The organism is Lysobacter helvus (genome assembly GCF_018406645.1).
In the GTDB taxonomy this organism is placed as follows: Bacteria; Pseudomonadota; Gammaproteobacteria; order Xanthomonadales; family Xanthomonadaceae; genus Noviluteimonas; species Noviluteimonas caseinilytica.
In genome coordinates, this window is sequence record NZ_AP024546.1 from 664,179 (window position 1) to 690,060 (window position 25,882).

Annotated in this window: 19 protein-coding genes; 4 read left to right on the forward strand and 15 right to left on the reverse strand. The window is 68.8% G+C overall.

Translation table 11 applies throughout. From position 1 onward, the window contains the following. Positions 1–4: 4 nt before the first annotated feature. From LYSHEL_RS03370 to LYSHEL_RS03430, 13 genes are all read right to left on the reverse strand, one after another. Positions 5–409 carry an anti-sigma regulatory factor gene (locus tag LYSHEL_RS03370; protein WP_213435659.1) on the reverse strand — a complete coding sequence of 135 codons (405 nt, stop codon included), beginning with the start codon at positions 407–409 and terminating at the stop codon, positions 5–7. Next, the gene (locus LYSHEL_RS03375; RefSeq protein ID WP_213435661.1) at positions 406–768 is read right to left on the reverse strand and encodes an STAS domain-containing protein; all 363 of its coding nucleotides are present in this window, start codon (positions 766–768) and stop codon (positions 406–408) included. The genes LYSHEL_RS03370 and LYSHEL_RS03375 overlap by 4 nt, the downstream gene beginning before the upstream one ends. 1 nt (position 769) lies before the next feature. Continuing rightward, on the reverse strand, positions 770–1,627 hold the full coding sequence (locus LYSHEL_RS03380; RefSeq protein ID WP_213435663.1) for an STAS domain-containing protein: 858 nt from the start codon (positions 1,625–1,627) through the stop codon (positions 770–772). 129 nt (positions 1,628–1,756) lie between these two features. Next, complete coding sequence (galE, locus tag LYSHEL_RS03385; RefSeq protein WP_213435665.1) at positions 1,757–2,731, reverse strand: UDP-glucose 4-epimerase GalE; 975 nt, start codon at positions 2,729–2,731, stop codon at positions 1,757–1,759. Positions 2,732–2,816: 85 nt separating this feature from the next. Further along, entirely contained in the window at positions 2,817–10,784 is a 7,968-nt protein-coding gene (locus LYSHEL_RS03390) for a putative Ig domain-containing protein (protein WP_213435667.1), read from the reverse strand. Positions 10,785–11,082: 298 nt separating this feature from the next. Beyond that, positions 11,083–13,428, reverse strand: a complete 2,346-nt coding sequence (locus LYSHEL_RS03395; RefSeq protein ID WP_213435669.1) for a prepilin-type N-terminal cleavage/methylation domain-containing protein — start codon at positions 13,426–13,428, stop codon at positions 11,083–11,085. Positions 13,429–13,440: 12 nt separating this feature from the next. Next, a complete protein-coding gene (locus LYSHEL_RS03400; RefSeq protein WP_213435671.1) occupies positions 13,441–15,207 on the reverse strand; it encodes a hypothetical protein in 1,767 nt (588 codons plus the stop codon). A gap of 17 nt (positions 15,208–15,224) precedes the next feature. Beyond that, a complete protein-coding gene (locus LYSHEL_RS03405; RefSeq protein WP_213435673.1) occupies positions 15,225–15,851 on the reverse strand; it encodes a prepilin-type N-terminal cleavage/methylation domain-containing protein in 627 nt (208 codons plus the stop codon). Continuing rightward, complete coding sequence (locus tag LYSHEL_RS03410; RefSeq protein ID WP_213435675.1) at positions 15,851–16,417, reverse strand: GspH/FimT family pseudopilin; 567 nt, start codon at positions 16,415–16,417, stop codon at positions 15,851–15,853. The genes LYSHEL_RS03405 and LYSHEL_RS03410 overlap by 1 nt, the downstream gene beginning before the upstream one ends. A gap of 187 nt (positions 16,418–16,604) precedes the next feature. Further along, positions 16,605–17,753, reverse strand: coding sequence for a HupE/UreJ family protein (locus LYSHEL_RS03415; protein ID WP_213435677.1), 1,149 nt, complete (start codon positions 17,751–17,753; stop codon positions 16,605–16,607). Further along, positions 17,711–18,880, reverse strand: coding sequence for a tetratricopeptide repeat protein (locus LYSHEL_RS03420; protein WP_213435679.1), 1,170 nt, complete (start codon positions 18,878–18,880; stop codon positions 17,711–17,713). The genes LYSHEL_RS03415 and LYSHEL_RS03420 overlap by 43 nt, the downstream gene beginning before the upstream one ends. A gap of 2 nt (positions 18,881–18,882) precedes the next feature. Further along, a complete protein-coding gene (locus LYSHEL_RS03425) occupies positions 18,883–20,247 on the reverse strand; it encodes a DUF4331 domain-containing protein (protein WP_213435681.1) in 1,365 nt (454 codons plus the stop codon). A 177-nt stretch (positions 20,248–20,424) separates the two neighbouring features. Then, the gene (locus LYSHEL_RS03430) at positions 20,425–21,273 is read right to left on the reverse strand and encodes an alpha/beta hydrolase (RefSeq protein ID WP_213435682.1); all 849 of its coding nucleotides are present in this window, start codon (positions 21,271–21,273) and stop codon (positions 20,425–20,427) included. A 206-nt stretch (positions 21,274–21,479) separates the two neighbouring features. Here LYSHEL_RS03430 and LYSHEL_RS03435 point away from each other — a divergent pair, with 206 nt between their 5' ends. After that, positions 21,480–22,694 carry a lipopolysaccharide biosynthesis protein gene (locus LYSHEL_RS03435; protein WP_213435684.1) on the forward strand — a complete coding sequence of 405 codons (1,215 nt, stop codon included), beginning with the start codon at positions 21,480–21,482 and terminating at the stop codon, positions 22,692–22,694. On the opposite strand, the gene LYSHEL_RS03440 is transcribed toward LYSHEL_RS03435, so the two are convergent. Both LYSHEL_RS03440 and LYSHEL_RS03445 read right to left on the reverse strand, forming a co-directional pair. After that, on the reverse strand, positions 22,691–23,332 hold the full coding sequence (locus LYSHEL_RS03440; RefSeq protein WP_213435686.1) for a glutathione S-transferase family protein: 642 nt from the start codon (positions 23,330–23,332) through the stop codon (positions 22,691–22,693). The two genes, LYSHEL_RS03435 and LYSHEL_RS03440, sit on opposite strands and share 4 nt — an antisense overlap. Positions 23,333–23,402: 70 nt before the next feature. Continuing rightward, positions 23,403–23,774: a hypothetical protein gene (locus LYSHEL_RS03445; protein WP_213435688.1), complete on the reverse strand. Its 372-nt coding sequence runs from the start codon at positions 23,772–23,774 to the stop codon at positions 23,403–23,405. 98 nt (positions 23,775–23,872) lie between these two features. Here LYSHEL_RS03445 and LYSHEL_RS03450 point away from each other — a divergent pair, with 98 nt between their 5' ends. The 3 genes from LYSHEL_RS03450 to LYSHEL_RS03460 all read left to right on the forward strand — a co-directional run bounded on the left by LYSHEL_RS03450 (position 23,873) and on the right by LYSHEL_RS03460 (position 25,880). Beyond that, positions 23,873–24,703 carry a helix-turn-helix transcriptional regulator gene (locus LYSHEL_RS03450; protein WP_213435690.1) on the forward strand — a complete coding sequence of 277 codons (831 nt, stop codon included), beginning with the start codon at positions 23,873–23,875 and terminating at the stop codon, positions 24,701–24,703. Between the two features lie 87 nt (positions 24,704–24,790). Further along, the gene (locus LYSHEL_RS03455; protein WP_213435692.1) at positions 24,791–24,949 is read left to right on the forward strand and encodes a hypothetical protein; all 159 of its coding nucleotides are present in this window, start codon (positions 24,791–24,793) and stop codon (positions 24,947–24,949) included. Positions 24,950–25,022: 73 nt separating this feature from the next. Then, complete coding sequence (locus LYSHEL_RS03460) at positions 25,023–25,880, forward strand: helix-turn-helix transcriptional regulator (RefSeq protein ID WP_213435694.1); 858 nt, start codon at positions 25,023–25,025, stop codon at positions 25,878–25,880. Positions 25,881–25,882 lie beyond the last annotated feature (2 nt).

The following is a 25,882-nucleotide window of genomic DNA, read 5'->3' on the forward strand; positions in this document are numbered from 1 at the left end:
GCGCTCACGTCCACTTCGTGATGGTGACGCGCGTGCCCATGCCCGGCGCGCTGTCGATCGCGAACTCGTCGACCAGCCGGCGCGAACCGGTCAGCCCGAGCCCGAGTCCGTTGCCGGAAGTCCAGCCATCGGTCATCGCGCGCTTCATGTCGGCGATGCCGGGGCCTTCGTCGCGGAACAGCAAGCGCAGTCCCGTGCGGAGGCCGTCTTCCAGCACGTCCCAGTCCATGTGCCCGCCGCCGCCGTAGATGACGGTGTTGCGCGCCAGTTCGCTCGCGGCGGTGATCAGCTTGGTCTGGTCCACCAGGCGCATGCGGCATTGCAGCGCCAGCTTGCGGACGGTCTGGCGGGCCAGGACGACGTCCTGCTCCACCGCGACCGCCTGCGTCCCGCTCTCGCGCACGTTCATGCCTGCTGCATTCGTTGGTGCAGCAGCGCCATGCCGCGCTCGACGTTCAACGCGGTCGCAACGCCCGGCAGCGTGAGCCCGAGTTCGACCAGCGTGATCGCCACCGCCGGCTGCATGCCGACGAGCACCGTCTCGGCGTCCATGATGTGCGACAGGCCGGAGATCGTGCTGATCATGCGGCCGATGAAGGAGTCGACGATCTCCAGCGCGGAGATGTCGATGAGCACGCCGCGGGCCGACGACTTGCGGATGCGCTCGGACAGGTCGTCCTGCAACGTCAGCGCGAGCTGGTCGTGCATGTCGACCTGGATGGTGACGAGCAGGAACTGCCCCATCTGGAGGATCGGGATGCGTTCCACGTCAGGAGGCCTTGACCACCGTCATGTTCAGTCGCTTCAAGGCCAGCGCCAGTGCATCGGCGAGGTTGGCCTTGGTCACGATGCCCTGCAGGTCCAGCCCGAGGTGCACGATGGTCTGCGCGATCTGCGGACGCACGCCGCTGATGATGCAGTCCGCGCCCATCAGGCGGATGGCGGTGACCGTCTTGAGCAGGTGCTGCGCGACCAGCGTGTCGACCGTCGGCACGCCGGTGATGTCGATGATCGCGATCTCCGAGCCGGTGTCGACGATCCGCTGCAGCAGCGATTCCATCACCACCTGGGTGCGCTGCGAATCCAGCGTGCCGATCATCGGCAGCGCCAGCACGCCGTCCCACAGCTTCACGACCGGGGTCGACAGCTCGAGCAGTTCTTCCTGCTGGCGGTTGATGATGTCCTCGCGCGTCTTCTGGAACGCGCGCACCGTGTGCATGCCCAGGGCATCGAGCATCTCGGACACGCCCACCAGCTGGTCGGCCAGCTGCGCGGGCGAATCGGCGTAGGCGCGCTGCAGTTCCTCGAACATCGGGCGCTTCAGCGAGAAGATGAAATTGGCGGTGTGCTGGGAATCGAAGCCCTGCTCGGCGCGCGTGCGCGACAGGCCATCGAGGAACGTGCGCGTGTCGGCCCAGTCCTTGCCGGTGATGTTGGTGGCATCGGCCGTGGCGGCGGTGCTCACCAGCAGGCGGAGGAATTCGCGCGTCTGGCGCGACAACTCATCGGCGGTGATGCGTGCGTCGCGCGTCGCGCCGCTCGTTTCCAGGCCCTGGCCCCAACGCGCCAGCAGGCTCTGTTCGTTCTTGGTGATCGCGTCGATCGTACGTTGCGGCAACACGGGCATTGAGGCGCTTCCAACAGGCAAGGCCTCACATCATGTGCCGACGCGAGCGGCAATGGAAGTATCTGATTTACAAAGACAAATCACGTGGTCTTCACATGTCGCCGCGTACTCGCGCGCATCGCGCGCGCATCAGAACGTCGGCGCGCGATGCCAGCGCAGTGCGCTTTCCAGGATCGGCGCAAGGGCGTTGTGCACCGGCGTCCATCCCAGCGCCGCGCGCGCAAGATCGCTGGCCGCCACGAGCACCGCCGGATCCCCTGCGCGCCGGGGTTGCACGCTGAAAGGGATCGCCTGCCCGCTCGCCGCCTCCGCCGCCGCGATGACTTCGCGCACCGAGAAGCCCGCGCCGTTGCCGAGGTTGAACGCGTGCGCGCCCGGATGCGCGTCCATGTAGTCGAGTGCGAGCGCGTGCGCCTGCGCCAGGTCGTCGACGTGCACGTAGTCGCGGATGCAGGTGCCATCCGGCGTCGGCCAGTCGTCGCCGAAGACCTGCAGCCCCGGCCCCGTGCCCAGCGCCGCGCGCAGCACGTTGGGGACCAGGTGCGTTTCCGGATGGTGCGATTCGCCGATGCTGGCATCGTCGCTGGCGCCGGCCGCGTTGAAGTAGCGCAGCGCCACCGAACGCAGGCCATGCGCCGCCGCGGCATCGGCGAGCAGGCGCTCGGCCATCGCCTTCGTGGCGCCGTAGGGATTGATGGGCTGCAGCGGATGGGTTTCGTCGATGCGGTCCGTCATCGGATGCCCGAACACCGCGGCCGTCGACGAGAACACCAGCCGCTCGACGCCATGCCGCCGCATCGCCTGCAGCAACGACAGCGTGCCGCCGACGTTGGATTCGTAGTACGCCAGCGGATCGGCCACCGATTCGGCGACGAGCGACTTGGCGCAGAAGTGCATGACCGCGTCGAAGCGATGGGCCGCGAAGGCGCGGTCGAGCGCGCTGGCATCGCGCAGGTCCGCTTCGATCAGCTCGCCCCACTGCACCGCGGCGCGATGCCCGGTGGAGAGGTTGTCGAGCACCGTGACGCGCGTGCCGCGCAGGGCGAGCCAGCGCGCCATGTGGCTGCCGATGTAACCCGCTCCGCCGCAGACGAGGATGTGCATGCGGGCAAGCATGCGGGGAGTCGCCCCAAAAAAACAGGCACGGGACGGATCCCGTGCCTGTCGCGTTGTCCCGCTGGCCGTGCCGTCAGAAGCCGGCGCGCAGCCCGAAGCGGAGGGTCTGGCCTTCGAAGTTGTCCAGCGCGCTGCCCGCGGTGCCGTATTCCAGCTGCAGGGTCACGCCGTGGAAGGCGGCCTCGACACCGAACGCCGCCAGCACCGCGCGATCGTCCACGCCCGGGCGGACCAGCAGGTACTGCGTGGCCGGACGGTCGACGTACGCCATCGCCTGGCTGACGTCGTCGCCGTTGCGCTGGCGCATCTCGATGCGCAGGCGCGGCGTCAGCGTGCCCCAGTCGAAGTGCAGGCCGTAGCCCAGCTCCGTGCCGAACACGAAGGACGTGGTGCGCGTGCGCAGCTGGCTGTACGACAGCGCCACTGCGTTCGGGCCCGCTTCCGCATAGCCGTCGAGCTGCGTGCTGGCGAACTCGTAACGCGCGTACGGGGCGAGCGTGGCGGCGCCGATGGTCCAGTCCGCCGCGATGCCGATGCCGCCGAACGTGGTGTCGCCATCGCGGTTGCCCAGCGCCGTGCCACCGGTGGTGGTGCGGCGGTTGTCCAGGTCGAGCGAGGACTTGCCGGCCACCACGTCGATGGCGATCGCGTCCTGCACCGGGATGCGGCCGTAGACCATCATCGCGCGGCTGTCGACGTCGCCGCGCACGCCCGAGGCGCGCGTCGCCGCATCCCAGCCCGAACCCAGCGCGACACCGAAGCGGCCCGTGCCGACGGCGACGTCGCCGCCGACGGTGAACGCGCCGAGGTACGAACTGCCATCGCGGTTGTAGTGCTGTTCGCGCGTGCCGGTCGCCCAGACCTGGATTCGGTCGTCGCAGGCGTCGTCGTTCGACGCCTCGCCTTCGCGCACGGTGCAGTTGGTCGGCGAGGACGCGAGGCGGCGGAACACGTGGCCCATCTGCAGCTCGCCGGCGCGGCGTGCGGCGTCCACCTGGCCCTGGATGCCATCGCTGACGCCCGGATCGCGCGTCGGATCGGCGCGCAGCGAATCGCCGATCAACAGCGTGACGGTGCGCGTGCCGAAGTTGCCGTTCGCATCGTCGCCGCGCACGGTGAACGTGTACGTGCCGGCCGCGGTGGGCGTGCCGGACAACACGCCGTTGCTGCCGAGCACCAGGCCCGGAGGCACCGCACCGGATGCCACGGTGTACGTCGCAGCGACGCCACCTGCGTTGAACGCCTGCGAGTAAGGCGCGCCGGCGTTGCCGTTCGGCAGCGTGCCCGGGTTGATGGTCAGCGACTGCGCGCCGGCCACGACGAGCGTGTAGGCCTGGGTGCCGGAGTTGCCGTTCGCATCGGTGACGCCGACGGTGAGGGTGTACGACCCCGACGTCGTCGGCGTGCCCGACAACGCACCGGCGCTCGTGAGCGTCAGGCCCGACGGCAGCGCACCACTGGTGATCGTGTACGCGTAGGTGGGCGTGCCGCCGGTCGCGGTGATCGCCTGCGTGTACGGCGCACCGTTGGTGCCGGCCGGCAGCGTCGCCGGCGTGATGGCCAGGTTGGTCGCACCCGCGATCGCCACCGTGTAGGCCTGCGAACCGAAGTTGCCGTTGGCATCGGTGACCGACACGGTGAACGTGGAGGTGCCCGCGACGCTCGGCGTGCCCGACAGCGCACCGCCCGAAGCGAGCGACAGGCCCGTCGGCAGCGTGCCGCTGGAGACGACGTAGGTGTACGGACCCGTGCCACCGACCGCCGCCATCGACTGCGCGTACGCCGTGCCGTTGGTGCCGTTGGGCAGCGTGGGCGGCGTGACCGTCAGCGTGTTGGCGCCGGCGATCGCGACGGTGTACGCCTGCGAACCGAAGTTGCCGTTCGCATCGGTGACCGACACGGTGAACGTGGAGGAGCCCGACACCGTCGGCGTGCCCGTGAGCGCACCGCCCGAAGCGAGCGACAGGCCGGTCGGCAGCGTGCCACTGGAGACGACGTAGGTGTACGGACCCGTGCCACCGATCGCCGCCATCGACTGCGCGTACGCGGTGCCGTTGGTGCCGTTGGGCAGCGTGGGCGGCGTGACCGTCAGCGTGTTGGCACCGGCGACCGTTACCGAGTAGGTCTGCGAGCCGAAGTCGCCGTTGGCGTCGATCACCGACACGGTGAACGTGTAGGTGCCAGCAACCGTCGGCGTGCCAGTGAGATCACCGGTCGAAGACAAACTCACACCGGTCGGCAACGCACCACTCGACACCGAGTAGGTGTAAGGCGCGGTGCCACCGGAAGTCGTCAGCGTCTGGTTGTACGCGGTGCCATTCGTTGCGGCCGGCAGCGTCGACGGGGAGATCGTCAGCGCATTCGCGCCAGCAACCGTGACCGAGTACGTCTGGGAACCGAAGTCACCGTTCGCATCGATCACCGACACGGTGAGGGTGTAGGTGCCGGCGGTCGTCGGCGTGCCCGTGATGTCACCGGTCGACGAAAGCACCAGGCCGGTCGGGAGCGAGCCGCTCGACACCGCGTAGGTGTAAGGCGCGGTGCCACCGGAAGTCGTCAGCGTCTGGGTGTACGCGGTGCCATTAGTTGCGGACGGCAGCGTCGACGGGGAGATCGTCAGCGCATTCGCGCCGGCAACCGTCACCGAATACGTCTGCGAACCGAAGTCGCCGTTGGCGTCGATGACCGACACGGTGAAGGTGTAGGTGCCGGCGGTCGTCGGCGTGCCGGTGATGCCACCCGTCGACGACAGCGCCAGGCCGGTCGGGAGCGAGCCGCTCGACACCGAGTAGGTGTAGGGCGCGGTGCCACCGGCGGTCGTCAGCGTCTGGTTGTACGCAGTGCCGTTCGTTGCGGCGGGCAGCGTTGCGGGCGAGATCGTCAGCGCATTCGCGCCAGCAACCGTGACCGAGTACGTCTGGGAACCGAAGTCACCGTTCGCATCGATCACCGACACGGTGAAGGTGTAGGTGCCAGCCACCGTCGGCGTGCCGGTGAGAACACCGGTTGAGGACAGCGTGACACCGGTCGGCAGCGAGCCGCTCGACACCGAGTAGGTGTAAGGAGCAGTGCCGCCCGAGGTCGTCAGCGTTTCGTTATAAGCCGAACCATTCGTTGCGGCAGGCAGTGTCGACGGCGAGATCGTCAGCGCATTCGCACCGGCAACCGTCACCGAGTAGGTCTGCGAGCCGAAGTCGCCGTTGGCGTCGATCACCGAGACAGTGAACGTGTAGGTGCCGGCGGTCGTCGGCGTGCCGGTGAGATCACCGGTCGAGGACAACGTCACACCGGTCGGCAACGAACCACTCGACACCGAGTAGCTGTACGGAGCGGTGCCGCCCGAAGCGGTCAGCGTTTCGTTGTAAGCCGAACCATTCGTTGCGCCAGGCAGCGTAGCCGGAGCGATCGTGAGGGCGTTCGCGCCAGCAACCGTGACCGAGTACGTCTGGGATCCGAAGTCGCCGTTCGCATCGATCACCGACACGGTGAACGTGTAGGTGCCGGCGGTCGTCGGCGTGCCGGTGAGATCACCGGTCGAGGACAGCGTGACGCCAGTCGGCAGCGAACCGCTCGACACCGAGTAGCTGTAAGGAGCAGTTCCGCCCGAAGCGGTCAGCGTTTCGTTGTACGCCGAACCGTTGGTGCCAGCCGGCAGCGTCGACGGGGAGATGGTCAGCGCATTCGCGCCGGCAACCGTGACCGAGTACGTCTGGGATCCGAAGTCGCCGTTCGCATCGATCACCGACACGGTGAACGTGTAGGTGCCGGCGGTCGTCGGCGTGCCGATGAGATCACCGGTCGAAGACAGCGTGACGCCCGTCGGCAGCGATCCGCTCGACACCGAGTAGGTGTAAGGAGCCGTGCCGCCCGAGGTCGTCAGCGTTTCGTTGTAAGCCGAACCATTCGTTGCGGCCGGCAGCGTCGCCGGCGAGATCGTCAGTGCATTCGCGCCGGCAACCGTCACCGAATACGTCTGCGAACCGAAGTCGCCGTTGGCGTCGATCACCGACACGGTGAAGGTGTAGGTGCCGGCGGTCGCCGGCGTGCCGGTCAGATCACCGGTCGAAGACAAAGTCACGCCGGTCGGCAACGAACCACTCGACACCGAGTAGGTGTAAGGCGCGGTGCCACCGGAAGTCGTAAGCGTCTGGTTGTACGGGGTGCCATTCGTTGCGGCCGGCAGCGTCGACGGGGAAATCGTCAGCGCATTCGCGCCGGCAACCGTCACCGAATACGTCTGCGAGCCAAAGTCACCATTCGCATCGATCACCGACACGGTGAAGGTGTAGGTGCCGGCAACCGTCGGCGTACCGGTCAGATCACCGGTCGAGGACAGCGTGACGCCAGTCGGCAGCGAACCGCTCGACACGGAGTAGCTGTAAGGACCAGTCCCGCCCGAAGCCGTCAGCGTTTCGTTGTAAGCCGAACCATTCGTCCCCGCCGGCAGCGTCGCAGGCGAGATCGCCAGCACGTCCGCGCCGGCGATCGACACGGTGTAGCTGCGCGAACCGAAGTCGCCATTCGCATCCGTGCCGGTGACGGTGAAGGTGTAGCTGCCAGCGATCGTGGGCGTGCCCGAGAGCAGGCCCGCCGAATCCAGCGCCAGGCCCGCCGGCAATGCGCCGCTGGTGACGGCGAAGGTGTAAGGCGCGGTGCCGCCGGATTCGACCAGCGACGCCGAGTACGCGGTGCCGTTCGTGCCGCCCGGCAGCGTCGCCGGATCGATCGACAGCGTCGCGGCGCCGGCGACGGCGACGGTGAACGCCTGCGTGCCGAAGTCGCCGTTGGCGTCGATGACCTGGATGGTGAAGGTGTACGTGCCCGCCGTCGTCGGCGTGCCGGTGATGCCGCCGGTCGGCGACAGCGTGAGGCCGGCCGGCAGCGCACCGCTCGACACCGAATAGGTGTACGGGCCCGTGCCGCCGGTCGCGTTCAAGGCTTCGTTGTAGCTGGTGCCGTTCGTCGCGGCCGGCAGCGTGGTCGGCGACACCGACAGCGTGTTCGCGCCCGCGATCGTGACGGTGTACGCCTGCGACCCGAAATCGCCGTTCGCATCGACCACCGACACGGTGAACGTGGACGTGCCCGCGACCGTCGGCGTGCCGGACAGCGCGCCCCCCGCGGCGAGCGTGAGGCCGGTCGGCAACGCACCGGCAGACACCGTGTACGCGTACGGGCCGGTGCCACCGGTGGCGGCCATCGACTGCGCGTAGGCGGTGCCGTTGGTGCCGTTCGGCAGCGTGGGCGGCGTGACCGTCAGCGCGTTCGCACCCGCGACCGTCACGGTGAACGCCTGCGTGCCGAAGTTGCCGTTGGCGTCGACCACCGACACGGTGAACGTGTACGTGCCCGCGACCGTCGGCGTGCCGGTGATGTCACCGGTCGAAGACAACGTCATGCCGGCCGGCAGCGCACCGCTCGACACCGCGTAGGTGTACGGGCCGGTACCGCCAGTGGCGTTCAACGTTTCGTTGTAGCTCGTGCCGTTCGTCGCGGCCGGCAGCGTCGTCGGCGAGACGGACAACGTGTTCGCACCGGCGATCGCGACGGTGTACGCCTGCGTGCCGTAGTTGCCGAGCGCATCCGTGCCGGTGATGGTGAAGGTGGACGTGCCCGCGACGGTCGGCGTGCCGGAGAGCGCGCCGTTCGACGCGAGCACCAGGCCGGCCGGCAGCGCACCCGCGGTGACCGCGTACGTGTACGGCGCGGTGCCGCCGGTCGCAGTGATGGTCTGCGCGTACGCCGATCCGTTCGTGCCGCCCGGCAGCGAGGCCGGCGCGAGGGTGAGCGTGGCCGCGCCACCGACGACGATGCTGTAGGACTGGGTGCCGAAGTTGCCGTTCGCGTCGACCACCGACACGGTGAACGAGTACGTGCCCGCCACCGTCGGCGTGCCGCTGACGACACCGGCGGCGGAAACCGTCATGCCCGCGGGCAGCGCACCGCTCGACACCGAGTACGTGTACGGCGCCGTGCCGCCCGTCGCGCTGAGCGACTGGCTGTACGCGGCCCCGTTGGCGGCGGCCGGCAACGTCGCCGGCGAAATCGACAACGTGTTGGCCCCGGCGATCGCGACGGTGTAGCTGCGCGCGCCGAAGTTGCCGTTCGCGTCGGTGCCGGTGACGGTGAAGGTGTAGGAACCCGCGATCGTCGGGGTGCCCGAGAGCACGCCAGTGGACGAAAGCGTCAACCCGTTCGGCAACGCACCCGCGGTGACGGCGAAGCTGTAAGGCGCGGTGCCGCCCGTTGCGGTGATGTTCTGCGAATAGGCGGAGCCGTTCGTACCACCAGGCAGCGTCGCCGGATTGATCGTCAGCGTCGAGGCGCCCGCGACAACCACGGTGTAGCTGCGCGAACCGAAGTTACCGTTCGCATCCGAGCCGGTGACGGTGAACGTGAACGAGCCGGCTGCAGTCGGCGTTCCAGAGAGCACGCCGGCCGACGTCAGCGTCAAACCCGTCGGCAGCGAACCCGCCGTGACGGCGAAGGTGTAAGGGGCAGTGCCGCCCGTTGCAGTGATGTTCTGCGAGTACGCAGATCCATTCGTGCCACCAGGCAGCGTTGCGGGATTGATCGTCAGCGTCGAGGCGCCCGCGACAACCACGGTGTAGCTGCGCGAACCGAAGTTACCGTTCGCATCCGAGCCGGTGACGGTGAACGTGTACGAGCCAGCTGCAGTGGGCGTTCCCGAGAGCACGCCACCGGACGTCAGCGTCAAACCCGTCGGCAGCGAACCCGCGGTGACAGCAAACGTGTAAGGCGCGGTGCCGCCAGTCGCAGTGATGTTCTGCGAATACGCGGAACCATTCGTGCCACCCGGCAACGTCGCCGGATTGACCGTCAGCGTCGAAGCACCCGCGACGACCACCGTGTAGCTGCGCGTACCGAAGTTACCGTTCGCATCCGTGCCGGTGACGGTGAAGGTGTACGAGCCCGCAACCGTCGGCGTGCCCGAGAGCACGCCACCGGACGTCAGCGCCAAACCCGTCGGCAGCGAACCCGCGGTGACTGCGAACGTGTAAGGCGCGGTGCCACCGGTCGCCGTGATGTTCTGCGAATACGCCGTGCCGTTCGTGCCACCCGGCAGCGTCGCCGGATTGACCGTCAGCGTGGCGCTGCCGGCGATGGCCACGGTGTACGCACGCGTGCCGGTGTTGCCGACGTTGTCGGTGCCGCGCACGGTGAAGTTGTAGGTGCCCGCGACCGTCGGCGTGCCGGTGATCGCGCCGCTCGCCGACAGGGCCAGGCCCGTCGGCAGCGTGCCCGCGGAGAGCGCGAAGGTGTACGGCGCGGTGCCGCCGCTCGCGGAGACCGTCTGGCTGTACGCAACGGTGGTCGTGCCGTTGGGCAGCGTCGCCGGCGCGACGGTGATCGTCGCGGCCGGGGCGATGGTGACGGTGAACGTGCCCACGCCCGTGCGCGCGCCCACGTCGGTGACGTAGATGCTGAAGGTGTAGGTGCCGGCGGTGGTCGGCGTGCCGGTGAGCGCGCCGGTCGCGGTGTTCAACACCACGCCGGGCGGCAAGGTGCCGGAGGTCAGCGCGTACACGTACGGCGAAACGCCGCCGCTCGCCGTGACCGCGCCCGCGTACGACACACCGACGACGCCGTTGGGCGGCGTGCCCGCGACGGTGACGGCGCAGCTGCCGGTCGGCGACGTCGTGACGTTGACCGAATGCGCGTTGCCGGCGGTGAAGTCGGCGACCGTCGGCGTGGCCTGGTTCGTCGAGATGCGCAGGCCGATGCCGGCGTAGTTGCCGTTGTTCTCGCACGTGGTGCCGGTGACCAGCCCGGTCGGCGACACGGTGATGCCCTGGGGCAACGTGCCGCTCAGCTGGCTGAAGTTGTAGGTGCCGACATACCCGGACGGCCCGCTCGGGGCGATCTGGTAGGAGTACGGGAGACCACGCTGGATCTGGCTCCAGTTTGTCTCGACGGTGATGCCGTTGACGGTCTTGTTGTTCGCGTTAGCAGGCGCAGCGATGAGTGCCGCGAGCACCACAAGCGTGGCGCCCATCGCACGGATGAGACGGCTGAACATGGACTTCCCCCGAGTAAAACCCTGCACTCCCCGGGTTCTTCACAATCCGTGTACAGCCCCCTGTGCGAGGCGGACTGTGACAGACCAACTCATCCGTAGCAAACCCCCGTCACAGAACGAGGCTTCTCTCATTGACGAATGGGTGTTTTGTTGACGGGTCGCGTCTGTGACTGACGTCGCACGTCACCTGTTGACCTGCGGTGGCAAGTCCGAGCGCGTGTTCGCGTCGCCCCGCTGCGACCCGTTGCGCGAACGCGCGACGCGATCGGGGGATCGCGACGCGCGCATGCGTTCGCACTTACGGCAAGGTCCAGGGCTTGTTCCAGACCACGTTGCTGATCTTGTTGCCGCCGCCATTGGTCGTGCAGCTGGAGATCGTCGCGTAGACCGGGCTGCCCGTCTGTTCGGTCAGGCCCACCAGGACCAGGCCGCCCTGCGGGATCGCGCTGAAGGTGATCGTGGTCGACTCGGTGATCTTGCCGTCGTTCAACGGCAGGCCGATCGTGCCGGCCACCGCGTTGACGCTCGCCGATGACACCACGTAGTTGTGGAAGGTCGGCACCGCGAGCGTGTCGGTGGCCGAACGCGTGCCGCAGGTCGCCGTGACGGACTGCGACGTCGTGTTCTCGTACCAGTAGTTCGACACGCGCACCGTGCCCGACTGCGGCAACACGGTCCCGGAACTGGTCACGCAATGGTGGTCGGCGCCCGCGGGCTTGAGGCATTCGCGATCCGTGTCGGTGCCCAGGGTGAAGAACACGAACGGCGTGCCGGAACCGCCGGTCACGCGCACGTCGAACGTCGCGCCGGACGGTCCGCCGCCCACGGTGAAGGGTTGCTGGTCGGCGTAGGTCTGCGTGTCGTCGTTGGGATCCACGCCGGCGATGTTGGCCTGCACGGAGTTCACCGCCGCGCCGGAGTTGGACCGGCGGATGCTGGCCAGGTTGTTCGCCGCGCCGTTCGCCTTGCCGATGGTGCGGCCGCCCGAGGGTTGCGCGGGCGTGGTCGACAGCAGGTTGCCGCTGTTGATCGTCAGGATGGCCGTGTTGCTGGCCGTCCATTTCGCGATCTCGGTGAGGTTGGCGGTGACGAAGGGCAAGTGCGGCATGACGCAGTCTTCGGCGGCCGTGCCGGTGGGGCACTCGCCGCGCGTGCCGGTGTCGGCCAGCGCCTTGGTCAACGCATCGCGCGCCTTCTGCTCCAGGTGGTCGACGTACAACGCACGGCCATGCATGTAGCGGTAGTCGGTGTTCGACGCGGTGGGGATCGCGACCACCGTCGGCACGTCGAACGCGGTGTTCGCCGTGAACGCGGCCTGCGCATCGGTGGGCGGCAAGCCGGAGCTGCCGGTGTACTGCGCGAGGAAACTCTTGACGAAGTTCGTGTACAGGTTGACCGCTGCGGTCGTCGGCACGCCGGTCTTCGCGGTTTCACCCGACACCGTTTCGGTTTCCAGCAACCCGAACTGCCGCGCGTACAGGTCCGACGCCGTGCGCCAGAAGCCATCGATGCGCACGAGCCGGCACGAGTCCACGTAGTCGCCGTTGTTGGTGTTGTTGACGATCACCAGCGCGTTGGAATTGTTGAGGTCGTACTTCGCCACCGAGCCATCGTCGCGTTCGGGGTCGAACTTCACGTCGGTGGTCGACGTCGTGTCGTGGTGGTCGCGGCAGCACTCCTGGCACAGCGCGCTCTGGTCCACGCCGTTCTTCGGGCCCGAGGCGAGCGATTGGCCGGGCGCGGCGGCCGCGGTGTCGGGCACGTGCACGTCGTAGCGGTCGCCCGTCCAGATGGCCGGCCACTGCGCGGTGCGGAAGATCTCCGGCAGGTTGTTGCCGCCCGCGCCGTACTTGCACTTGCACTTGACCACTTCGTTCTCGAAGCGCTTCTGCACGACCACCGAGCTTGCGAACGGCGGCGTGTAGTTGAGCACCGTGAAGCGCGTGCCGATGATCTGGTTGCCGGTCTGGCCCACCAGTTCGGGCACCGGGTTGGTCGTGGCGCTGGTGGATTCGGTGCTCAGGGCGATCGGGATGACGCCCGCGGTCGCCGGATCGCGCGTGCGCACGATCGGCCCCGTGCCGCCGACGCCGATCGGATCGGGCGGCACGATGATGTTGTTGGTCAGCGCCATCGCGCTGACGTCGGAGGTGATCGCCATCGAATGCGCGCCGTTGGTCGCATCGGTCCACGCCGCGGTGAGCGTGATGCGCTTGAACTGCGCGACGCGCGGATCCTGCGAACCCAGCGCCGGCGCCGGGGTGGCGAACGTCGATGCGCCGTACCAGGTGTCGACGCGCTGCGTCGTGGTGAGGCTGCCGAGCGCGGCCTGCGCGCGCGTGCAGTCGATCCAGTCGGTGGCGTCGGGCGTTGCGGGATCGCAGTCGCCGGTGGTGCTGGTGACCGGCGTCGCCGCGCCTTCCGGCGTCAGCCCGCCGTAACCGCCGCTGCGCAGTTCATCCATGCGCCCCGCCAGCATGGCGGCGACGCGGCCACGCACCTTCGCTTCGGACGATGCGCGCGAGAGGCTGCCTTGCAGCGCGGCCAGCGCGAGCAGGCCGACGGACAACACGACGATCGCGATCAGCACTTCGAGCAGGCTGAAGCCTTCGGAGTCGTGGCGACGCAGGATGCGGTGCTTCATGGCGTCCTCCACTCAGTACGAACGCTGGTCGGACCAGGCGCCCGGCAGCGTTGCGTACACCAGTCCGGCTTCGTCGATCACGCCGCGCAGCACGGTGCCGTCGTAGATCACCGCCGCGGTGCCGTTGACCTTCATCTGTCCCTGCAGCACGAGCGCACCGTAGATGGCGGAACCTGCGTTCATCTGCAGCATGCAGTTGCTCGGGCAGTTGCCGCTCAGGCTGCTGCCGGTCACGGGATTGAGCGTGCTGGCGGTCTCGCGGATGAAGACGAAGCCGAAGATCACGCCGTGGATCTGCACGGGCCCATCGAGGATCAGCAACACGGGCGCGTTGGGCGTACCGACCTGGCCATTGGGGATGTCGCAGCCGCCGGGCGCGCCGGCCTGGCACCAGATCACGCCGCTGCTGTTTTCATCCGACAGCATCGCGGACGTGGCCTGCTGCCCCACCTTCAGCAACGGGACGTTCGATGCCTTCGCGATGATGTGGTCGGCGATCTTGTACAGGTACGCCTCGTCGGGCCCCACGGTGGCGATGGCGGTGGCGTTGTCGGGATTCTGGTAGACGACCGAAGCGGCCTTGGTTTCGGCGAAGCAATCGTTGTCGGTGTCGGTCCAGGCCTGCACGCCGAACACGTAGCGGAACATGTCGGGCGGGAATTCGCAGGTCGGGAAGGACTGCGCGTCGGAGCGCACGTTGTAGTTCGTGCCCGTATGGCCACCGGTGTTGTATCCGGTGGTGGAGTTGGTGCCCGTCTCGACGTCCAGCACGTCGATGCCTTCGCAGTCCGAGCTCGGGCCCGTGCAGCGGTTGACGCCGCTGGTATCGAAGCTCAGGGTCTTCGGCGCGCCGTTCGCATCGCACTTGCAGTCGTCGCAGCGGATGGTCGACTGGTACACCGTCGGCGTGTGGTTGCCTTGCGTGTAGCGGAAGAATTCGTCGGCGTAGCAGGTGTTGGGCGTGCCGTGCTTGTCCACGTCGTGGCGCGTCCACACGGACACGGGCACGCCGGGGCCGCCGGCGTTGGGATTGGTCACGATCTCCAGGCCGCCGGTGACATCCGACGAGCCGCTGGTGGTGATCGGGGGCTTGGTGAGCAGGTCGTCGCCGATCTTCGGGTACTGGCCCACGGTCTGCACCAGCGTGCTGCTCGCGTTCTCGCCCTGCATGCGCGCCACGCTCACGAAGGTGGCGATGCTGGTGCTGCTGGCGCCCACGTTGCCGCATGGGATGCCGGTCGCGCCCGCATTGGCGGGCCGCGTGGCGAAGCACACCACCGGCGCCACGCCATACGACACGACGGCGCCGTTGGCCATCGACGCGATCTTCGAACTCGCCGGCATCGGCAGCATGTAGCGCGACAGCGCGCTGTCGATGCCGGTGATGACGTTCGTGGTGTCGGCGCGCAGGCGGAACATCTGCGCGCGGCGCGAGACGGGCGCGGTGTCCGGGTCGCCGTCGTCGTCGAACGTCGCGGCGCTGACGGCGCCGCACGGGAAGGTGTTGTCGTTGGCGGCGCAGCGCTCCCACAACGCCGCGTTCTTCAGCATCGCCGCGTGTTGCCGCGTGAGGTATTCGAAGCCCTGCGCCAGGCCGGCCTCGGCGACTTCGCCCACCACTTTCGCGCGCACGTCGTTGCCGGTGCTGCGCTGTTCGATCACGCCGGCCTTCAGCGCGATCACCGTCAGCAGGCCCGCGAGCAACAGCAGCACCAGCGCGACGAGCAGGATGCTGCCCGAGGGCCGTTGCGGCATCACGCGGCGTTCGAAAGTACGCATGGCAGGCTCCTGCAACATCAGATGCCCGCGCCGACCGACCGCACGTACACCGTGCTGGTCATCGTGCGCGTGGTGGCCACCAGGTCCGGGTCGTTGTCGATCAGGCGGCCGGTGACGGTGACGGTGAACTGGCGCGCGACGGTTTCGTCGGTCGCGAGCGGCGGCGTGTTGCTGGTGGTCGTCGGCGAGAACGTCATCGACGTGATCTCGACCTGGCGCGAGCCGATGATTTCGCCGGCGGCGGACGTGCAGTCGCCGGCGGTGGGGCGATCGGCGAAGGCCTGCAACCGCACGCGTCCGCCGTTGAGCTTCATCAGGTGCCAGCGTCCGCCGGCCGCGCCGTCGTACGCGTAGATGATGCAACCCGCCGTGGCGGTGCTGATCGCACCGATGGGGTTGGCACCGAGCACCGCCGAGGACAGCGGATCATCCACCGAGCGCGCGCGCCGCACGTCGGCGGCGACGACGGCCAGCGTGGCGCGCAGTTCCTGGTTGAGGCGCGTGGCCTGCAGCGTCAGCCGGTTCGACTTGATGATCGCCAGCACGAGCGCGAGCACCGCGCCGGCCACGAGCAGGCTGAGCACCAGCGCGACCATCAGCTCGATCATGCTGAAGCCGCGCACGTTGCGGGGGAAGGCGCGCATCAACATACGGCGACCCCCGTCATCGTCGGCTTGTCGGGCTTCGTGCACGCCCGCGCCTGGCCGAGCGCGTTGACCTCGACGGTGACTTCGTACTTGCCCGAGGACGACACGAGCGGGATCTCGCGCGAGCCCAGCGGCACGATCATCCCCAGCGTGCTGTTGAACGTGAGCGACGCGGGCAATGCGCCGATGCTGACGCCGCGATAGTCGGCGCTGTCCACCGCCATGCGCTGGCCCGAGATGCGGCACTGGGCCGCGTCGCTGCAATCGCAATCCGTGGCGCCGCCCGCGGAATTGCCGCCGGTGGGCGCGGTGGCCGCGTTGCCGCCGATGCACCAGGTGGTGCCCGAGCCCGTGGCGGCGATGCTCACGTCGAGGTCGTTCTTGACGCCTTCGGCGCGCGCGTTGCTGATCATGCTCGCAATGTCTTCGGCCGCGCCGCGCACGCGGTGGCGATCGAAGAAGTCGAAGAACGACGGCACCGCCAGGATCACCAGGATGATGAGCACGGCGATCACCGCCATCAGCTCGATGAGCGTTACGCCGGAAGAATGCTTCGGACGCATGCGGGTTGCCTCGGTGCGCGCAGGGGATCGCGCATGGGGATTACTACGCCGACCGGCGCGCGATACGGGCATGGGACGGACGGGCGGGCTCGCCGGCCGGACGAGCGCGGATGCGTTTGCGCCGGCGGATGCGCCGCGCGCCGTTGGAACGAAACATGCGTGCGTTATTGCTGAGCTTCCGCGTGCGTCAGCTGAATGCGGCGAGCCGCTGCACGCACCACATGCCGGCGATGGCCGCGATCCCCAGCGACATCGCGGGCATCAAGGCGCGTGCGTAGATCGCGCGATGGCGCAGCGCGAACAACAGCGGCAGCACGAGCGCGACGACGGCGAGTTGTCCGATTTCCACGCCGAGGTTGAAGCCCACCAGCGATGCCAGCCGCGCGCCGGTCGGCAGGCCGAGTTCGGTGAGCGCGCCGGCGAAGCCGAACCCGTGAATGAGTCCGAAGCCGAACGCGATCGTCCACAGCCGCCGCGTGGCGACGGGGCGCAGGTTGTTGAGCGCGGCAAGCAGCACGCTCGCGGCGATCGCCGCTTCGATCCAGCGCGACGCGGGCACCACCCATCCGAGCGCGGCGAGGCTCAAGGTGAGCGAATGCGCGAGGGTGAACGCGGTGACCACCGCCATCGTGCCGGCGAGGCTGTCGCGCAGGCCGGTGCCGGGGCGCCACGCCTTGCCGTTCCACACCAGCGCGGCAGGCAACAGCAGCGAGAGCAGGAACGCGAGATGGTCGTAACCGGTGAGGATGTGGTGGATGCCTTCGCGCAGGAACGCGAGGAACGATCCGTTGGCGGGATCGCCGAGCACCACCTGGCGCTGCGATGTCGTCACGACGGTGTTCGTCACCTGCGCGCCTTCGCGATAGGTGACCAGCGCGCGATGGCGTGCGTCGCGATCGAACAGCAGGCGGTAGTCGACGGTGACGGCGCCGCTGCCGGGGCAATCGAGGGTGAAGGGCATCGCGATGTAGGCGGCTTCGTCGTAGCGGCGCAGGGCGACGGATGCGAATTGCGGCGTGCACCGGCCTGCGCGCGTGTGGAAGACGACGTTGGCCTGCAGCAGTTGGCGCAACGCGGCTTCGCTGCCCTGCACTTCGCCCCAGGTCACGATCTCGTCGTGGTTGGCGTCCAGCGCGAGCGTGAGCGCGAGGTCGCGGACGGAGACGTCGATCTCGGCGCGCGTGGGGCCTCGTGCCGGCTTTTCGACATCGACGTAGGCCACGGACAGCGAGTGCGCACGTGCCGGCGACGCCAGCGCGCACAGCAGCAATGCACCCGCGAGCAGGCGACGCATCATCGCGGCACCGCGATCGGCAACGATTGCGCTGCCGCCCATTGGCGCAGCGGCACGAGCGCTTCGGGTTGGCGTGCGGCCGTCGCGGTCCGCAGCAGCAGGTCGACGTCTTCCCAGTCGCGCTGGGTGGCGAAGTTGCGCTGCGCCAACGCCAACGCGCCGGCGGGATCATGCTGCGCCAGCTTGAACTCGGCCTCGTCGCGCAATTCCGGCTGCACCCCGATCGCATGCGCACGCGCGAAGCGATCCGCGAGCATGCGCGTCATCGCGGCCGCGCGTGGATCGTTCGACGCCGTCGCGGACAGGGCTTGCTGCAAGGCCAGCGTTTCGGTGGCCGGCGCGGTGCCGACGAGTGCAACGACTTCGCGATGCCGCCCCGATGCCCGCAGGTAGCGCGCGTACGCCGAGCGTGTTCGTACATCCCCGGGCGACAGGACCAGCGCCTTGCGGAACCAGGCATCCGCGGCCGGATCGCGTGCCCGCGCCGCGATCTCGCCGCGCATGACCAGCACGTAGCGCAACGTGCCCGCATCGGTGGAAGGCTGCGCCAGCCATTGATCGGCCGCGTTGGCGGCCTGCGCAAGATCGCCGCGTCGCAACGCGACCGACGCGATGCACAACATCCCGTCCTGCGCATCGATGCCGAGCACCAGCGTCGCGCAATCGCGGCGGGCGAGATCCAGCCGACCCTGGACGAGATGGAGTTGCGCGAGCGCCAGGCGTGTCTCGCCGTCGCGTGGCGCACGTGCCGCAACGGCATCGAGCATGCGCGCGGCGTCGGAAAAGGCATGTCGGTGTTGCGCGGCGAAGGCCCGCAAGCGCAGCACGTCGAGATGGTTGGCGTCGGCCCGCGTGGTGGGGAGCAGCGATTCGGCACGCGTCGCAAGCCGCGCATCCCCCGTCGCCGCCGCCGCGGACAACAACGCGGCCGCCTGCACGACGGGCGGTTGCTGCTTCGCGGATTCGAGCGCCGCATAGCCACGCGGCAGGCGCTCGACGATGGTGGCCGCCGCGTTCGGCCGTTCCAGTGGCGGGCGCTGCGCGAACGCGTTGGACGCGAACGCGCAGCACAGGACGACGACCACCGGTTGCAGCCCCCGCTGCACCAGGGCCCGCCACGGCCGGCGGACTGCACGCACCCCGCCGGCCATGTCGTCTTCCCGGAGCATCGTCAGTCCGTCGCGCCGGGCAGCGGCGTGTTGAGGTACGGGAACGTGTTGCGGAATTCCACCGCGCTCACCGCCGCGCCATCGGTGTACGGCAAGGTGCGCGACGGCGCCTGCGCATCGGTGAGCAGCACGCCCATCGCCACGCGCAGTTCGATGTCCACCACGTCGTCGCCGGGGCGGCGGCCGTTCGGGAACCCGGCCGTGTCGCCGGCGAGCACCGCCAGCGACTTCTGCATGCTCGCGGTCTTCGGTGCGATCGAGGTGTTGAGTCGCATCATTTCCGCCGGACGCACGCCCGCGGGCTGGTTGAGGCCGTCGACGCCGGTGAGGAACGCCGCGACCAGGTCCGTGCGCGGGAACAGCGTCGGTGCCTTCACTCCGGGGAACAGCACTTCGATCAACGCAGGCAGCGTCGGATTGGTCACGTACTTCGCGAACTGGCCGTCGTCGCGCGGATTGGAGGCGTTGAAGCGATCCTTGTCCGGCAAGCCGATGACGACTTCGTTGACCAGCGGCGCGGACAGGCGCGACACCTGCTTCCACGCGCTGCCGTCGGGCGTGCTCGCCGTCGTCCATGCGCCGATGATCGGATTGCCGGCGGTGAGGCAGGCGATCGGGACTTCGATGGCGATGGAGGTGACGTTCTTCTTCGCGAGCGTGTTCTGTTCGCCGTGCGTGTCGCCGACCGGGTTGGTGTGGATCAGGTCGAACACCTCGCCCAGGTTCACCGAGAAGCCTTCGCGGCGCTGGCCGACGAACACCTTCGACTGGCTCGCGCAGCCGGCGAAATCGAGCTTGCTGATGTACTTGTTGGCGTAGGCCGCGTAATCGGGAATGGACTTCGTGCCGATGTTGTCGTGCGGCTTGACGAAGGTGCTCGCGCCCGTCGCGGCGTTGGTGGCCTTGATCGTCGGCTTGCCCGGGCGGATGACTTCGACCGTGTAGCTCTCGACCAGGTTGAGCGTCGGATCCTTGCTGGAGGAGAACGCGCCGACGTTGTTGAGCGGCACGGCGACCTGTTCGCCGCCGACCGGGATCTTGATGTTGCGGTAGGTATTGGTGAAGCGGAACCGGAACGTCACGTCCGGCAGTGCGTCGCCGTTGTTGTCGATCTTGATGTCGTAGGCGGCGGCGGGGTCGAGGCTGAAGTAGTTGGGACCGCCGTACGAATCCTGCAGCGGGTCGTAGTTGGCGACCAGCGTGACGTAGCCGGCGCGGCCGGTTTCGTAGCTGCGGAACAGGTAGAAGTCGGTGCCGTCGACCTTCGGCGTCTTGGTGAGCAAGGGTGCTTCGCGATGGCTCGAGGCCTGCACGGCGCCGCCTGCGAGCAGGGCCAGGCAGGCGACGGTGAGCGTGATGCGTTTCATGGGTGGGCTTCCAATGGCGGACGGGCCGGGGGACAACGTCGGAAGCAGTCGCTCGTCGTTGGCTGCTTCGCGGGCTCGCATCAGGTGCGATGCAAGAGGCGTTGTCGGCTTTACGCGGCGATGTCGGTGGCGGATGCAGTTGCGGCGACGAACGCGCGTTGCGCGCGTTGCGCAAGCTCAGCCGTGGGCGCGGGGATGCGCGATGAATGCGAGGAGCGCTGGCATGACCTGCGGCGCGCGGCGCGGGTCGTAGAACGCCGCGAGCGGCGTGGTGTGCGTGCCGTCCGGGAGCATCGTGAGTTGCACGGCATCACCGTGCGCACGCAATCGCGCCGCCAGCAATTCGCTGTCCACCGCTTCGACGGTGCGGTCCTTGCGCCCGTGGACCAGCAGGAATGGCGGCTCGTCGCCGTCGACGAACGCGATCGGTTGCGCATCGGCACCGCGCGTGCCGAACACGGGTTGCAGGTTGGGGCCGATGTTGAAGTCGTACGGCCCCGACAACCCGATCACGCCGGCGAGATCGCGCGGCTGCATGCCGACGTGTTGCAGGTAACGCGCATCGGTGCCGAGCAACGCGGCGATCTGCGCGCCGGCCGAATGCCCGGCGACGAACAGGCGCGCCGGATCGCCGCCGAAGCGTGTGGCATTCGCGCGCGCCCACGCGACCGCGTGCGCGCCGTCTTCGATGAAGCCGGGGAACGTAGTGCGCGGATACGTGCGGTAGTCGGCGACGATCGCGACCACGCCGGCCTGCGCCAGGCGTTGCCCGACGAAGCGATAGTCCGCGCGCGCGCCGCGCTTCCATTCACCGCCGTAGAAGAAGACGACCACGGGCGCCGCCGTCGCGGACACGGCCGGCCGGTACACATCGAGTGAGAGGTCGTGGGCGGCGTCGAACACCACGCTCGTCGCCGGCGGCGCCGCGTTGCGATTGACCACCGCGAACAGCGCACGCTCGCACCCCGAAGCGAACAGCGCGGCGATGGCGATCGCCCACGCCCAGCGGCGCGTCGGGTGGGGCATGTGCGTCCTTTCGATGGATGTGCGTTGGATACGGTGGTGTTGCGAATGTGGATGCAGTGCGATTCGGGACCAGGGACCGGGGACCGGGGACCTGGGGATGTCCCCAAACGGCCTGCCTCCCGCCGCTTTCACGTTGGAGGGTTGAACCTACTCGATCCCCGGATGGATACCCCTACCATGGACGGCATGACATCCCGGATGCCTGCTTGAACGTGCGCGCCTTCCGGCTGGCGGGCTGGCCGTGGCTGTCCGCCGCGCTGCAGGCGGCCACCTTGCTGCTCATCGTCCGGTTGCTGGGGCTCGACGACTACGGGCGCTACGCCACGGCCTACGCCATCGCCTCGATGCTCGCGCCGCTGCTGGTGGCCGGCCCCGCCTTCGTCTATCTGAACAGCCATCCGGCCTTCGGCTGTTCCCGCGAGGGCCTGGGCAACGTGTGGCAGCGCGCCTTGCTGGTCATGGGCACGGGCTGCGCGGCGCTGGTGCCGGTGTGCATGGGCGCGTTCGCGGGCGAGTGGGAGCACGCGGCGCTGTGGTTCGTGGTGGGCCTGACGGAGATCGTGCTCGCCGGCTTCATTGAGATGGTCGTGCGGCATTTCCAGGCGATCGGCCACGGCAAGGCGATGGCGGCCTGGCGCGTGGGTCCGCATGCGGTGCGCCTGCTCGTGGCGATCGTGGCGCTGGTGGCCGCGATCGAGCTGACACTGCCGATGTGGGTCGGCGTGTCGTTCGTGATCGCGCTCGTCGCGGCGGTCGTCGGGATGCGCAGCGTGCCGCGCCGCAATGCGCCGCGTGCGTTCGATGCGTTGTTCCGCCTGCTACGTACGGGGTTCCGCTACGACAGCGGCGGCGCGGCCAACCGCGTGATCAACGATGCGGACAAGCCGTTCGCGATGCGGATGATCGCGCCGGGCGGCGCGGGGTCGTTGTTCCTCGCGCAACGCCTGGTGGATTTGTTGTGCGTGCCCCTGCATGCGACCGTCGCCGACGCCCTGCCCCAGCTGCTGCACGCCGACCCGCAGGTCCGTCGCGCGTTGTGGCGGAAGGAGACGCTTACCTCGGGCCTGTATGCCGTGCTCGTGGGCGGCGTGTTGCTGGCCGCGGCGCCGCTGCTGCGCGCGTTGGGGCCCGACTATGGGATGGCCGCATCCGTGACGACGTGGTTGTGCTGGCTGCCGTTGCTCGGATTCGCGCGCGGCATGCTGGGCAATGCGGCGATCGTGTCGGGGCACGGCAACGTGTATTCGCGCGGGCACTGGTTGGGCGCGTTCCTGCGCATCGCCGGCGCGGTGGTCGGCATCGGCCTGTTCGGCTGGCGCGGCGCGGTCGGCAGCCTGTTCGTCGCCGAACTGGTGCCGATCGTGTACTTCCTGCTCGCGACGAAAGCGATGCCGACGACGCGGCACCGCTCGCTCGTCTAGGGCAACTCCTCCGCCGAGTGCGGATCGATCGAATACGGATGCATCTCGTGCAGGAAGCCGGGTTGCGCTTCGACGCGCGCGATCCAGGCGCGCACGGCGGGGAACGTGGCGAGCGGGACGTTCGCCTCCTCCGCACGGCTGGCGTACGCGAACACCGCCATGTCGGCGATCGTGTAGTCCTCGCCCGCCAGGAAGGGCGTGCGTGACAGCGCGTCGTCGAGCCGCTGCAAACTGCGCGCGGCGCCGGCGCGCTTCGCCGCGACGATGTCGGGCGCGCGGCGCGCCAGCTTGCCCGTCAACGTCCAGTGCCGCAGCGCACCGATCACGGACTCCACGTTTTCCTGCTCGAACGACAACCACTGGTGCACCTTCGCGCGCGTGAAGCGATCGCTCGGCAGATACGGCGTGCCGTCGGCGAGGTAGGCGAGGATCGCGTTCGATTCGGCGAGCGTGCGGCCGTCTTCGAGTTGCAGCGCGGGCACCTTGCCGGTCGGGTTGATCGCGAGGAACCACGGCGCCTGGCCTTCGCCCTCGAAGATCGAGACGGGCACCGTGCGATACGGCGTGCCCAGGTGATGGAGCAGCAGGCGGACTTTCCAGGCGTTCTGGGAAGGCAGGTAGTCGTAGAGCGTGAGCATCGGCGGACCGTGGCGTGAGCGATGCGCCAGTGTCGCGGGCGCCCGCCCGGGCCGCTATCCGGATCTTGCGCTATTCGGTTTCCGGATTGATCCGGACGCCCTGCACGCTGTTCTCGACGATGGTGACGATGAAGTCGCGTTCGCCGCGGCGCTTCTTGACCAGCACGTCTTCGCCGTCGTCGGTTTCCACGTGGTAGCGCTTGCCGACCTGCGCGCGCAACGCATCGCGCACGTCGCGGGCCACCGCGTTCTCGCCGCGGCCCTTCCTGATCTCCGCCGTCGCGCGCATCGGCTCGCCTTCGGCGGGCGTGATTTCCAGGACGATGCGGCCGTCGGAGTCCGCGCCGCCGCTGAACTGCAGGCGCCATTTGTTGCTCGTGCCCGCGGCGAGCGCGACGGTGGCGACCAGGGCCAGGCCCAGGCCTGCGAGGAAGGTGCGCATGGCGGTTGCCTCCAGCGGTGCGATGCCGCCATTGAACGCCGCTGCGGTGATGGCCCGGTGATGGCAAGCTGTCGGCCGCGCTTCCCCCGAGCCGCCCCGTGTCCGGATTCTCCGTCGACGTGCTGCTGCAGACCCCGACCGTCACCGTCAGCGATGTCGTGTGCGCGGGCGAGTCGACGCATCGCAGCGATGTCGAGACGTCGGCGCGCACGCACCTGGTGTTCCCATACCGCGGCACCTACGTGCGGCACGTGGGCGAGGACGAAGTGGTCGCCGACGCGAGCCAGGTGTTGTTCTTCAACGCGGGCGATCCCTACCAGGTCAGTCATCCGATCCCCGGCGGCGATGCCAGCCTCGTCGTGCACGTCGCCGACGCGATGCTGCGCGAGATGGCGCCGAAGGACCTGCTACGCCACGGCGACGCCCTCGCCTTCCGCATGCCACGCCTGCGCATCGATCCGCGCGCGCAGGCACTGGTGGCGTTGTTGCGGCACAGCCTGCGCGAAGGCATCGCCGAACCGCTGGAAGCCGAAAGCCTCGCGTTGACGCTGGTGCAACGCGCGCTCGGGCCGCGCACCACGCACGCAGCGGGCGCGAGCGTGGCGCGGCAACGGTTGGTGGATCGCGCGAAGCTGGTGCTCACCAGCGACCTCGCGCGTCGCTGGACACTGGCGGAAGTCGCTGCCGAAGTCGGCGTGTCGCCCGTGTATCTCACGCAGAGTTTCGCGCAGGTGGAAGGCGTGCCGTTGTATCGCTACCAGCTGCGCCTGCGCCTGGCGCGCGCGCTCGCCTTGCTCGCCGACTACGACGATCTCAGTGCACTGGCACTCGACCTCGGCTTCTCGAGCCACAGCCATTTCAGCGCCGCGTTCCAGCAGGCGTACGGGCGCTCGCCGTCGGAATTCCGCCAGTCGGCGCTGCACCGCTAGCGATCGCTAAAGATTGTGATAGTCGCGCCGGACGCATGGCGGTCCAATGGCGTCGCCCAATCGCGGGCGACCAACGAAGCCACTGCCATGACCAACACGAAGACCTGTGCGGCCTGCGACTACCCGCTCGACGAGAACGCGATCCAGGTGCGCATCGGCGGCCAGACCGTCGAGGTGTGCTGCGAGGACTGCGCGAAGAAGTTGAACGAAGCCTACGCCTCCGCCAACGCCACCACGACCGGCTGATGCCGTCGCCTGCACTGGACGGCCTGCGCGCGCAGGCCGCCGGTGCGGTCCCGGGCGGCGCTATGCTGCGCGCATGCCGCCCCCGCCCTCGCCTGCAGCGCAACTCGGTGTCCGCGGTTTCGCCCTGCGCCAGCAGGCCACCAGCGAGCTGGCGATCGCGCACCTGCGCCCCACGATCCCCGAACACGACATCCACCGCCACCAGCACACCGACATGCACCTGGTGTTGTTGCTGGCCGGCGACTACGTGAGCGACGCCGCGGGCATGCCGGCGGTGTGCGCGGAACCTGCGCTGCTGTTCAATCCGCCGGGCACGGAACATCGCGACCGGTTCCGGTCGCGCGATGGCCTGTTCCTGACATTGACGATGCCGCAGGCGGCATTCGCGCGGCTGAGCGATGGCGTGCCGGTCAGCGACCAGGCAGTGCGCCTGCCGCGCCCCTCGCTGTCGCGCGCGATGCAGTTGCTGCGCGAGGTGTGGGACTGGGACGACGCCTCGCCGCTGGCGATCGAATCGGTCTTCAGCGAACTGGTCATCGATGCGCAGCGCAAGCCCGCCGCGCCCGGTGCGGAGGACAAGCTGCAACGCGTGCTGGATCGCCTCGAAAGCGATCTCGCACCGCCCACGCTCGCCGAACTCGCCGCGATCGCCGACCTGCATCCGGTGTACCTCGCGCGCGCATTCCGCAAGCGCTTCGGCCTGGCGCCCAGCGAGTACGTGCGCAAGCGTCGCCTGCATCGCGCGGTGTCGGAGATCGCGCGCGGCCGCACGCTCGCCCGCACGGCGGCGGCGTTGGGCTTCGTCGACGAAAGCCACCTGCATCGCTGCTTCGTCGCCGAGTTCGGCATGACGCCGGGCGCGTTCCGTCGCCTGGCGCTGGGGCGCACCGAGGTTGCGCGGATACAAGATGCGGGGCTGGCGAAGCGATAGAG